11 protein-coding genes are annotated in these 12,196 nt (G+C 39.4%); 2 read left to right on the top strand and 9 right to left on the bottom strand.

Going from position 1 to position 12,196, the window contains the following annotated elements; all coding sequences use genetic code 11:
• The first annotated feature begins 60 nt into the window (after positions 1 to 60).
• Positions 61 to 603, top strand: coding sequence for a thioredoxin family protein (locus ACNI3T_RS05120; RefSeq protein ID WP_418226908.1), 543 nt, complete (start codon positions 61 to 63; stop codon positions 601 to 603).
• A 7-nt stretch (positions 604 to 610) separates the two neighbouring features.
• Here the strand turns inward: ACNI3T_RS05120 and ACNI3T_RS05115 are convergent, their stop codons facing one another.
• The 5 genes from ACNI3T_RS05115 to surE form a co-directional block, all read right to left on the bottom strand.
• On the bottom strand, positions 611 to 2,551 hold the full coding sequence (locus ACNI3T_RS05115; protein WP_418226907.1) for a ComEC/Rec2 family competence protein: 1,941 nt from the start codon (positions 2,549 to 2,551) through the stop codon (positions 611 to 613).
• A gap of 119 nt (positions 2,552 to 2,670) precedes the next feature.
• Positions 2,671 to 3,228: a C40 family peptidase gene (locus tag ACNI3T_RS05110; RefSeq protein ID WP_418226906.1), complete on the bottom strand. Its 558-nt coding sequence runs from the start codon at positions 3,226 to 3,228 to the stop codon at positions 2,671 to 2,673.
• A gap of 3 nt (positions 3,229 to 3,231) precedes the next feature.
• Positions 3,232 to 4,341 carry a lipid-A-disaccharide synthase gene (gene lpxB, locus ACNI3T_RS05105; protein WP_418226905.1) on the bottom strand — a complete coding sequence of 370 codons (1,110 nt, stop codon included), beginning with the start codon at positions 4,339 to 4,341 and terminating at the stop codon, positions 3,232 to 3,234.
• A complete protein-coding gene (locus ACNI3T_RS05100) occupies positions 4,338 to 4,622 on the bottom strand; it encodes a hypothetical protein (RefSeq protein WP_418226904.1) in 285 nt (94 codons plus the stop codon). Before ACNI3T_RS05100 ends, lpxB begins: the two co-directional genes overlap by 4 nt.
• The gene (gene surE, locus ACNI3T_RS05095) at positions 4,615 to 5,397 is read right to left on the bottom strand and encodes a 5'/3'-nucleotidase SurE (protein WP_322301864.1); all 783 of its coding nucleotides are present in this window, start codon (positions 5,395 to 5,397) and stop codon (positions 4,615 to 4,617) included. Before surE ends, ACNI3T_RS05100 begins: the two co-directional genes overlap by 8 nt.
• A 148-nt stretch (positions 5,398 to 5,545) precedes the next feature.
• On the opposite strand from surE, the gene ACNI3T_RS05090 reads away from it, so the two are divergent.
• Positions 5,546 to 7,699, top strand: coding sequence for a carboxy terminal-processing peptidase (locus ACNI3T_RS05090; RefSeq protein WP_418226903.1), 2,154 nt, complete (start codon positions 5,546 to 5,548; stop codon positions 7,697 to 7,699).
• A 136-nt stretch (positions 7,700 to 7,835) separates the two neighbouring features.
• Here ACNI3T_RS05090 and rodA read toward each other — a convergent pair whose 3' ends face one another.
• The 4 genes from rodA to mreC form a co-directional block, all read right to left on the bottom strand.
• Positions 7,836 to 9,086, bottom strand: coding sequence for a rod shape-determining protein RodA (gene rodA, locus ACNI3T_RS05085; protein ID WP_322301866.1), 1,251 nt, complete (start codon positions 9,084 to 9,086; stop codon positions 7,836 to 7,838).
• Positions 9,087 to 10,955, bottom strand: coding sequence for a penicillin-binding protein 2 (gene mrdA / locus ACNI3T_RS05080; protein ID WP_418226902.1), 1,869 nt, complete (start codon positions 10,953 to 10,955; stop codon positions 9,087 to 9,089). It lies immediately after the preceding gene.
• On the bottom strand, positions 10,952 to 11,458 hold the full coding sequence (locus ACNI3T_RS05075; protein ID WP_418226901.1) for a rod shape-determining protein MreD: 507 nt from the start codon (positions 11,456 to 11,458) through the stop codon (positions 10,952 to 10,954). Before ACNI3T_RS05075 ends, mrdA begins: the two co-directional genes overlap by 4 nt.
• Positions 11,448 to 12,196, bottom strand: a 749-nt coding sequence (gene mreC, locus ACNI3T_RS05070) for a rod shape-determining protein MreC (RefSeq protein ID WP_418226900.1), incomplete at its 5' end; no start/stop codon positions are given. The genes mreC and ACNI3T_RS05075, both read right to left, overlap by 11 nt.

Here is a 12,196-nt window from a genome sequence, read left to right as displayed (position 1 = left end):
AGTGTTTCTATTAGCTTAGGAACGCTTTTTGCTTTTAGCTAAATTCAGTAATTTTAGCTTATGAAAAAACTAATATTCTTTCTAACGTTTTTATCGGCTGTTTCAGCGGTACAGGCTCAGGAGATTAACTGGATGAGCATGAACGAAGCTTTGGAAGCTCAGAAGAAAGAGCCAAGAAAGATCTTTGTAGATGCCTACACTACCTGGTGTGGCCCGTGTAAACTTTTGGATAAAAATACCTTTGGGAATAAAGATGTAGCCAACTATATTAATAAACACTATTATGCCGTAAAGTTTAATGCAGAAGGTAATGAGGTGGTGAAATACAATGACAAGGTATTCAAGAATCCAAATTACCAGCCAGACAAAAAAGGAAGAAATTCTGTACATGAATTTGCGTTGGCGATGGGAGTGAATGCTTACCCAACGATGGTATTCTTCGATGAAAAAGGCAAGTTTCTTTCTCCTCTTAAAGGATATCTTACTCCTCAAAAACTGGAGATCTTTTTGAAGGTGTTTGCTACTAATGACTACAAAAATGTAACTACAGAGGAAGACTGGAAAGCTTACCAGGAGAACTTCGAAAGTAAATTCTCTGGTTAGAAATTCATTACCTCATCATATAAGCTCCCTTTTCAGCAGTTGCATGGAAAGGGATTTTTTTATGCTTGGCAGTAGCTTTCCATTTCCTGATCATATATGGATAATTACTTCCATCGGCTATGATCTGTTTCGGTTGAGCATTCAATAACAACCTTTCAAAATTTACCTTTGGAGAATTCCGAAGTAAAAGAATTTCGGGATGAATTTCCATTTCTGGAAATGTAATGCTGTCACTTTGGATATATAGCAAACCCTTCGGAGTCATATAAAAATCCTCCAATTGGGTTTTCTCAAGCTTCTTTATTTTCCGTTCCCTTATATAATCAATTAGTTCGGGTGCTTCGGAAGTGCTTGTAGCCACTACTAAATTCTTGTTGTTCTTAAAAGTGATCAGACTTTCCTTGTAGCGATGCATGATCACAATTTCAGCTGAAGGATTCGAAAACTTATTAGCAATAAAACTAAGCTGAAGTATAATAATCCCTATGGCAAAGGCGATCAGGTTTCTGTAGTTTAAATTCTGCCAGATCATCATGATCCCAGCTAATAGTAAATAGAGGGCGATCGTTTGGAACATATTCAAATCAATATTTGAAAAAACGAATGGTTTGATAGAAGCAATTTCCGTTACTACCCAATTCATGACCGACAGCAGTTTGTTGAATAGCCACACCAACAAATCTGGTAACCAGCCAACATATGCCAGAATTAATACAAGAATTCCTGAGATAAGTAGTACTCCCAGAAAAGGTAGAATAAATAGGTTGGTGAGCAGGAATAGCCCGGGAAACTGATGAAAATAATAGATGCTAAGCGGCAGAACGCCTATTTGTGCAGCAATACTTACCGAACTTAGTTTCCAGAAATAATCAAAAACCTTATTATCGATGTTTACTAATTGATAAACTTTTGGTTGGATCAATAAAATACTGAATACCGCGAGGTAACTCAGCTGAAAGCCTACCTGCAGGATATAATAGGGGTCAATGAGTAACAGGAAAAAGAATGATAAGGCAAGGCTATTAAAAGCTCCTGTTTTCCTCTTCAGGTTGAGACCGACTGCAAGGAAGCTAAACATGGTTACTGCTCTTACAACCGATGATTGCAGGCCTGTGAGCATCGCGAAACTCCATAGTAAAACAATGCAAAGCAATAAACTTAAACATTTACCCGCTTTAAATCTTTTTAGAGGTTTCAAAAGCCAGTTCAGCATCAATAAAAGGATACCAATATGAAGTCCGCTAATGGCCAGGATATGTACCGCTCCCGCAGCAGCGTAATCTTTGTAAAGTTTTTCGTTCAAATCGCTGCGTTGACCAAGAATTAAAGCTTGAAAAACTGCAAGCTCATCTTTCGAAAAATTATAATTACGAACATTGCCGATGAGGTTATTTCTAAAAGATCTGGAATAACTGTGTAAACTCCTATTAAAAGAAAGTACCTCTACTTGTGAAGGAGTTAATTGCACTTGGCGGTGGATCTTCAAACCTTCCAGGTATTCCCGGTAACTAAACATAAATGGATTGGCTGGTGATTTAACAAACTCCGGTGTAAAGGGTAGCAACAGTATATCACCAGGCTTTAAACTTTCAGGTTCGTTTAAGTTTCTCTGTATGCTGAGAAGGATCTTTCCGGAAACTTGTTGATATTCATCTTTATATTGAAGTGATATGGCTTCAATGATATATCTGGAATTATACTGATTCGGTTTTAATTCTTCTGAAACTTCAGCTTTAAGAATTTGCCCTGCTTCAATTTTAAAATTGGTATAATGTGAACTAATGTTTTCCGGTTGCCTAAGCTGAACCGCAGTAAATCCTACACTTGCAATCAGTAGAAAGGTGGCTATTCCGAAGAAAATATCAGGAAAGAGTAATTTCGCGCTTCTGTAATATGCAATGAAAAAGAGCAGGAGGCAGATCGTAGTTATCACTAAGCTCCAACGCAAATCGACATTAATAGAGAAGCCTAGCAGTATGCCTGCTAACAGATACAGGCTGAGCCTTATAAAAACGAATCCGGAACTTTTCAAGCAATTGAATTAATCGCCCGAAAGTAAGTAATTTTTCAAATCACGCGACGTGCCATCACAAAATTATCTTTCCAGTAAGTTTCTGATAATGAAGATATAATAACGCCTCTTGAGGTGGATGAATGGATGAAATAGATGTTATCTCGGTCCGCCTGCACAACTAAACCAACATGATTGATGACCTTTTTGTTCTTATTTGTTTCGAAAAAAAGCAGGTCACCCGTACTAACTTCCTTTAAATACAATCTTTTTCCCTGCAGAGACATCGCCCGGGAAGTTCTGGGTAGTGATAAGCCTTCTTCCAGAAAACTCACATAGACCAGGCCTGAACAGTCCATACCTTTTTTGGTCGTGCCACCAAATTTATACTTTGTGCCTTCAAAACCTTTGGCATGTTGTACGATCTTTTCAGCCACTCTAACATCAGCATATGACTCAGCAGCATCCCTCGGTCTTTCAAACTTCTTATCACTTCTTGAAACCCTGGTTTGTGCTTCTTTAGTGGTGATTACTCTTGATCTGCTTCCGCAGGAGCTAAGCGTCGTAATCAACATACAGGCAATCATTACTTTTAGAAGTATCGCTGTCTTCATAGATTATATGTTTTCCATGATGAGTTTGGCTGTATTTTTACTGGCACCAGCTCCACCAAGCTTTAATTCAAGTTCGTGGTACTCACTAAAAATCTTTTCACGTTTATCATCCTGAAGTATCTTAGTAAGTTCTTTTTTCAAATTTTCAGTATTGAGCTCACTTTGAATTAGCTCTTTCACAACCTCGCGATCCATGATTAAATTGACTAATGATATATAATCCAGTTTAATGATACGCTTGGCTATATGATAAGAGACATAACTCCCTTTGTAGCATACAACTTCGGGTACTTTGAAAAGTGCGGTTTCCAGGGTTGCAGTTCCAGAAGTCACTAAAGCGGCATGCGCAAGACTTAGCACATCGTAAGTTTTATTCATGATAAGACTTACATTCTTTCTGCTGGTAAATTCCTGGTAAAATTCACTATCCTGGCTGGGTGCTCCAGCAATCACGAATTGATAATCTTCAAAATGATCTGTAACGCTAAGCATGATACTCAGCATTTTTTCAATTTCCTGTTTTCGGCTTCCGGGTAATAACGCAATAATTGGCTTATTACCTAAATTGTGTTCTTTTCTAAATTCTTCTGGTAGAGGAGGTTGCCTGTCCTGTATGGCATCCAACAATGGGTGACCTACAAAATCTACCGGGAAGTCATGTTTCTCCTCGTAAAATTGCTTCTCAAAAGGCAGAATCACGTACATATGATCAACGTCTCTTTTGATCTTTTTAATTCGGTTTTCCTTCCATGCCCAGATTTGTGGAGAAATATAATAGTGGTTCTGGTAACCTTGTTTCTTAGCCCATTCGGCTATACGCATGTTAAATCCCGGGTAATCGATATAAAGGATCACATCGGGTTCGTAATTTTTAATATCCTCTTTACATAATTTGATATTACTAAAGATCGTACGAAGGTTCATAATGACTTCAGCAAAACCCATAAAGGCCAGTTCGCGATAATGTTTTACCATTTTGCCACCCTGAGCCTGCATAAGATCACCACCCCAGAATCTGAAATCTGCATCTGGATCCTCTTGCTTCAGAGCTTTCATCAAATTCGATGCGTGCAGATCTCCGGAAGCTTCGCCGGCTATTATATAATACTTCATAACACGAATTTGTAAATCGCTACAGCGACTGCCACAATAATAGTTGCTAATAGTACTCCGCGAGCATGGTAATTCTGTTTCTTCCGTAGAAATATATAAAATGGAAGGAAATTGAGAATAGCACCTAACGCAATGACCTTTCCGAGGTAGTCGTTGGCAACAGCATCGGCTAGCGTAGCATCGATCCCGGCATTAGAGAATAGTCCTGTATATACCAGGACACCGGCGATGTTGGCGGCCAGCCCGGTGAAAAAGCCTGTTAGAATATTCTGTTTAATCATTAAACTCCCAGTTATTCAGTTCTTTTAGAAAATGGTGAGCAGTAAGATCGAACTGCACGGGAACTATGGAAACATACCCATCTGCCAGCGCCTGCTCATCTGTATCCTTACCTTCATCTTTATTTACAAAGGTTCCTGTTAGCCAGTAATAATCACGGCCCTGTGGACTCCTTCTTTTATCGAACTCCTCTTCCCAGTGTGCATTTGCCTGCCTGCATACCTTCATACCTTTGATATCACCAGATTCAAGTTTGGGAATATTCACGTTAAGAACAACCCCTTCTGGTAGACCATTTTTCAGTGTATTCCTAACGATCGCTTTTACATATTTCCTGGCAGGCTCAAAGTCGGCGTTTAATGAGTAGTCCAGAAGTGAAAAGCCAATTGCCGGTATTCCTTCAATTCCAGCTTCTACCGCCGCACTCATCGTACCAGAGTAAATAACATTGATAGAGCTGTTGGAGCCATGATTAATACCGCTTACACAAAGATCTGGCTTGCGGTCAAGAATCTCCTGGGTAGCGATCTTCACGCAGTCTGCCGGAGTTCCCGAGCAGCTATATTCTTTATGTTTGTAAGACTCCTTGATAGTGACCTGTTCGCAAAATAGAGTGTCGCTAATTGTAATGGCGTGGCCCATTCCACTTTGAGGACTATCTGGGGCGACCACCACCACGTCACCAATTTCCTTCATTACTTCGATAAGAGTTCGAATTCCGGGAGCAGTAATTCCATCATCATTAGTAACCAGAATCAGTGGTTTCTTCTTGTTCATGCAGTTTTATTTGGTTTAGCTAAAATAAGAATTTAAATAAGGAAACGTTATATTAGTGGTTTGACAAATTAGTCGGTTTCTAAGTGTCTGTTGGCACAGTTTTTACTGTACTAGATGTAACCACGCGATGACGAAATTAAAAAGAATTATGAAAAGGAATTTTAAATTACTGGCGGTCATGGTCTTCATGGCGGCTGCGTCCTGTAGTTTTACAACTAAGACTTTTGACGATCCAGATAAAGATAAATTATTGATTGACCTTATCACCTATGTTCTTAACCAGGGACACTATGATGCCAAGGAGATCAATGATGAGTTTTCAGCGAACGTATATGAGGACTATCTAGAAGGAATGGATCCTTCAAAAAGATTTTTCTACAAGGAGGATATTGAAGACTTCAGTTCCTTTAAGGATCAGATCGACGATCAAATCAAGGGTAAAAATATAGAGTTTTTCAATCTTACCTACGGAAGGCTTCAGCAACGAATGGAAGAGGCGAGATCTATCTACAAGGAAATACTTGCGGAGCCATTTGACTTTTCTGAAAATGAAAAGATCGATACAGATTATGATAACCTGAAGTATGTTTCTTCAAAAGCTGAATTAACCAAAAGATGGAAAGAGCAGCTGAAATTCAATACATTGATCACTTATCATGATCTAAAGGAAGATGAAGCGACCAAGAAGGAGGCAGATGAATCATATGAGGTAAAAGATGATGCTGAGCTGGAAAAGGAAGCTAGGGAGTCTACGCTCTCCAATATGGAGCGATATTATGACTTTACTGATGATCTGGAACGAGAAGATTATTTTTCAGTATATATCAATGCCATTGTGGAAGAATTTGATCCGCATACCTTCTATTTCGCACCTCAGGAAAAGGACAGGTTTGATATTGCCATGTCGGGTAAACTGGAAGGTATTGGTGCTAGATTGGTAAAAGACAGCGATAATATAACGATTACTGAAGTGATCTCCGGAGGTCCGGCGTGGAGAAGTGATGAGATTACTGAAGGTGACGTGATCCTGAAGGTAAAGCAGGAAGATGAGAAAGATGCCGTGAGTATCGTGGGAATGAGACTGGATGATGCAGTAGATCTTATCAAGGGTCCTAAAGACACGAAAGTAACGCTTACGGTGCGTAAAAAAGTGATGGGAAATATCGAAGATGTAACGCTGGTTAGAGATGTGATTGAGATCGAAGAAACGTACGCGAAAACTTCTATGGTGAAGAAAGACGGGAAGAACTTCGGAATTATTAACCTGCCGAAATTCTATTTCGATATGGAAGATTACAATAGCAGGAATGCTGCTTCAGATATCAAAGAAGATATTATTAGACTGAAACAGGAGGGAATGGAAGGTCTGGTTCTTGACCTTAGAAATAATGGTGGTGGTTCACTAAAAACAGTAGTGGATATCGCCGGGATGTTTATTGAGGAAGGTCCAATTGTTCAGGTGAAATCTAACGGACAAAGAAAAGAAGTGCTTAAGGATGAAGATCCTCAGGTTTTATGGGATGGTCCTTTGGTGATCCTCGTAAACGAACTTTCAGCCTCAGCTTCAGAAATTTTAGCTGCTGCGATGCAGGACTATAAGAGAGCTATTATAATTGGAAGCAAGCAAACCTATGGTAAAGGAACGGTACAAAATGTGATCGACCTGAACAGATGGTTACGAAATAATGAAATGGGCGATATGGGCGCTCTTAAGATCACCACCCAGAAGTTCTACCGTGTAAATGGTGGTTCTACCCAACTGGAAGGTGTGAAGAGTGATGTCGTGGTTCCAGATCGTTACAGCTTTGTAGATATAGGTGAAAAAGATCAGGAAAACCCATTACCATGGGATAAGATCGATGCGGCAGATTACGATATCTGGGATGGTTATGTTGGTTACGATGAAGCCATCGCTGCCAGTAAGGAACGAATGAGTTCCAACACTCAGTTAAAGATGATCGAGGAAAATGCTAAATGGGTAAAGACTCAGAGTGATGAAAGTACTTATCCATTAAATTATTCTGAATATGCTGCGCAAGCTGCGGAAGATAAAGAAATGGCGAAGCAGTTCGAATCTATTAGAGATTACAAAACAGATCTAACTTATAACTCATTACCTTTTGAAGAACAACTGTTCGCAACAGATACTATTCTTAAGGAAAAGAGACTGAGATGGCATGAAAGCCTTAGTAAAGATGTTTATATCGAGGAAGCTGTAAATGTACTTTCAGATATGAAAATGAACAACATCACCAGAAATAAAATGGCAGGTGTTGATAAATCCAAGAAAGTGAAAAGCTAATACAGAGAAACAAATATGACCCGGGAGAAATTCCGGGTTCTTTTATGCGCAATACTGAAATTATGAAACGAAAATATATCTATCCCTTTATCATTCTTCTAGTAGCAGCGATCCTGCTATTGGTAGAGCAGTGTACTTAATAAGATAACCGGTCGCTATCGAGTTTGATGAAAATAAACAGCAGGATAGTGAATCCCCACAAGCCTGAGCCACCATAACTAAAGAAAGGCAATGGAATACCAACTGTTGGAAAAATACCTATCACCATCCCTATATTCACCAGAAAGTGAATGAATAGGATACCAATAACCGAGTAACCGTAAATTCGGTAGAATTGATCTCTTTGTCTTTCTGCCAGAACGATAAGTCTCAACAATAAGCCTACGAACAGGAATACAACCATTGCGCTACCTAAGAAGCCCCATTCTTCTCCAACTGTACTGAATATATAATCTGTATGTTGCTCTGGAACAAAATGACCTTTTGTTTGAGTTCCTTCGGTCCAGCCTTTGCCAAACCATCCACCACTACCAATTGCGATCTCACTCTGGTTGGTGTTATAACCAATTCCCCTTGCATCAACTTCTTTCCCGAGAACAATGTTGAAACGATCCCGGTGACGCTGTTCAAAGACATTCTCAAAAATATAACTTACTGAAAAGCTTAATGCAATGGATATGATCGCAAATACGCTGATAAGGACTTTGCCTGGACCCTTTCTGGACTTCATGAAGAACATTATTAAGGCAATGGTGGCAACTACTACACTAACCCATATAGGACCAATAATTAGCGTTAAAATGAATACTGCAACCGCCGAGAGTCCAGTTATAAGATAAAAGCCAGAAAGACCTTCACGATATAATGGGAAAAAGAAAGCAGCATAGACCAGGGCACTTCCTGGATCCGGCTGAGGTACAATTAGAATTGCAGGTATCGCGATTATAATAAAGGCCTTGACCTGGTGATCAAGTCTTTTAATGTTGGTTTGAATATCACTAAGGTATTTCGCCAGCGCTAGGGCAGTAGCAAATTTGGCAAATTCAGATGGTTGCAGTCCAAAGCTTCCAAAGGAATACCAGGAGGTTGCTCCTGAAATTGTTTTTCCGAAGACAAAGAGTCCGGCCAGTGAGAGAAGCGATACTAAATATATAATACTCGAAAAGCGTTGATAAAATTTCGCTTCTATAGACAAAATGATAATAACGAGAAAAATACTAAGACCAACGAACAGAGCCTGCTTTCCATAAGGCTGTTCAAGATCAAAAAAAGAACCGCTGGTAGATCCCAATGAGGCAGAGTAAATATTGGCCCAGCCAAAAAGTATAAGTGCTAAATAGATTAAGATACTTATCCAGTCGAAACTGGCTCCATTGCTTCTCGCCATTTATCTGTTAATTATGAAGGGTTCGCCGCTTAATGGCTTGGCATATTCGTCTTCGAGGCTGTGTGACAGGATCCAGTCTTCCATATCTGTTCTGGTAATAGTTCCCTTCAGATATTTTTCGATCATCAAACTGGCAATTCTTCCGGCATAACGACCACCCCAATATCCATTTTCCACAAACACTGCAATTGCGATCTTAGGATTATCTACAGGAGCGAAGGCTACAAATATCGAGTGATCTGTAAGCTGTACCCTCTTTCCATCGATCTTGGTAAAGTTTTCCGCAGTTCCAGTTTTACCGGCTATTTCTATTCCCGGGATTCTAAGAGCAGAAGCTGTTCCGGTTTTATAAACCTCGTGCATTCCTTCTACTACAGGTTCGAAATGTCTTTTCTCAATAGTGGTTATATTTTTCGTGGTGTATTTCTCCTCCTTAATTGGTTGCCCGTTAACCTCTTTCAGGATATGCGGAGTGTAGTACCAGCCTTTATTTCCAATAGTAGCCGCCATGTTTGCCAGTTGAATTGGTGTCATTAGAACCTCTCCCTGTCCAATCGCATTGGAAAGTGTAGCTGTCGCATACCATTTGTAAGTTGGATAATCGTAGATCTTATTATAATACTCAGAATCTGGGATTTTACCTGATCTTCCTGTACTAAGGTCTGATCCCAGATAATCTCCGAGGCCAAAGCTTTTTAAATGTGCATTCCAGGCATCCATTCCTTCCTGCGGACTAGGATATTTCTCTATGATTCTGCGATAAACGTTTGCAAAGTAAGCATTACAAGATTGCGCAATTCCGGGAATCATACTTAGCGGACTTTTATGTGCGTGACACCCCAGTTTCCTTCCGCGGCCATATGGATACCCATGATTACAGGAGAAAGAATCATCTACATCCACTACATTCTCCTGAAGTCCGATCAATGCATTCAAGGTTTTGAAAGGAGATCCGGGAGGATATTCAGCTAAAAGCCCACGGTCATAAAGTGGTTTTGCGTCTTCATCGAGGTATAATTTTGTGAAATTTGGAGAGCGTTTTCTTCCTACCAGATCTGCCGGATCATAAGTTGGAGCAGTGATCAGGGTTAGGATCTCCCCGGTATTAGGTTCCAGCGCAACAATACCTCCGCGTTTGTTTTCCATTAATTTTGTACCGTAATCCTGCAGTACCGCGTCAATGGTCAAAGTGATATCCTTACCTTTTTCTGGCAAAGAGTCGAAAATACCTTCTTTATAGGGTCCAATATCTCTGTTGAATCTATCCTTCTGAATATATTTTACACCTTTCTCACCTCTTAAAAGTTCTTCATAATAACTTTCAACACCAGCCCGGCCTATAAGGTCGCCAGAAATATAATATGGGTTGTCATTAACGATCTTCTGGTTTACTTCAGCGATATATCCAAGCACGTTCGCGCTGTGATCAACCTGGTAGTCTCTTAAAGATCTCTTCTGAATATAAAATCCCTGGTAGTTTCTCATTTTCTCCTGAAGTATCGCGTACTCACTTTTGGTAAGTTGCGGAATAACTACTGAAGGTAACATGGGAGAATAAATTTTTGCCTTATCCAGTTTTTTTTCCAGGTCTTCGCGGGAAAGATTCAGAATATTACAAAATTCGGTGGTGTCGAAAGGTTTGAGGTTTCTCGGGATAACCATGACATCATAAGACGGCTGATTACTGACCATGAGTTCCCCATTACGATCATAAATATATCCCCGCTGCGGGTAATCGTAAATAACTTTAATGGCGTTATCCTGTGAGCGAATAGCAAGGGAGGTGTCTATTACCTGTAGATAGAACAATCTCCCCAGGAATATAAGACCTGTGGTAAGGATTGTAATATACAGCAATAATTTTCTCATCGATGTTTTCTACTGAAAAGTGTTAATGACAGTAATATTAGAATTACTGAAAAGATACTTGAAAAAAGAGTTTTCTTGAGTATTAGAAGTATATGATTTACACTAAACATTTCCAAAGAAAAAAATACGAAATGGTGGATTAGAACGATCAGGGAAACATAACTGAATTTTGCTCCAAAAGGGGTAAAGGCCAGTCTGATATTCTGGTGATCATAACTTATCCCAAAGGAGAACCGAAGCAGATTAGGTCGGGCAAAAGCAGCGATCAAACATGCAGCTGCATTGATCCCGCCACTATCCTCAAAAATATCGATACTTAATCCCAGCAAAAAAGATAAGATGAGGAACAGGCTTTGGTTTCCGGCAAAGGGATAAAGCAAAATAAACAACACGTATAAATACGGATTGATATACCCCAGAAAATTGATGTTATTCAGAATTAGAACCTGTATAAATATCAGGATCACGAAGCGGGCAATATTTGATACTAATTTACTGTTCATCTGGCTCCTGTAATTCCTTGATTTCGTCTTTATTGATGTTCTCTATTACATAAACATAACCAATATTAGTCATGTCATTAAATAGTTTGATGTTGATGGTGTAATAGCTTTGAGTTTGATCCAATGTAAAATCTTCGATACTACCAATTGGTAATCCTTCAGGAAAAATTAGCGACCGTCCACCCGTAATGATTGTATCTCCTTTTTGAACCGGTGCCTGCCTGGGAACATCGATTAGCTGAACGATATTTGGATCTTCTCCATTCCACACTAGGCTTCCAAAATGATTGGTACTGCTTAATTGCGCATTGATCCTGGATCTGCTATTTAGTATAGAAATGACCCGGGAATACTTTTTGTTGGTTCTGTCTACGATCCCAACAATTCCCTGGCTGGTAATTACTCCAAATTCTTTCTGAATTCCTGAATTTTCACCCCTGTTTAGAGTCAGGTAATTATCAATTTTCGCGAAGTTGTTATTAATAACACGAGAAGGTCTGAAAATATAATCTCCTTCAAATGATGTACTGTCCAGCTGTTTTGAAATCGAAATACTATCATTCATATTAGAAATGATATTTCGAAGCTGGTTGTTTTCAGTGATCAGTCGTTCATTATACTCTTCCAGGTTTAAGTAGGTGTTGATACCATTGGACCATGAATATATACCACCGGTTGCCCAGTTCGCAGAACTTATAAACCTGCTTTTATGGAAGGAATGATTTTGAACTGTGAGAA

This window comes from Christiangramia qingdaonensis (genome assembly GCF_048381525.1).
Taxonomy (GTDB): domain Bacteria; phylum Bacteroidota; class Bacteroidia; order Flavobacteriales; family Flavobacteriaceae; genus Christiangramia.
Note: the sequence above shows the minus strand (reverse complement) of the source record. Positions and strands in the feature narration are given on the sequence as shown.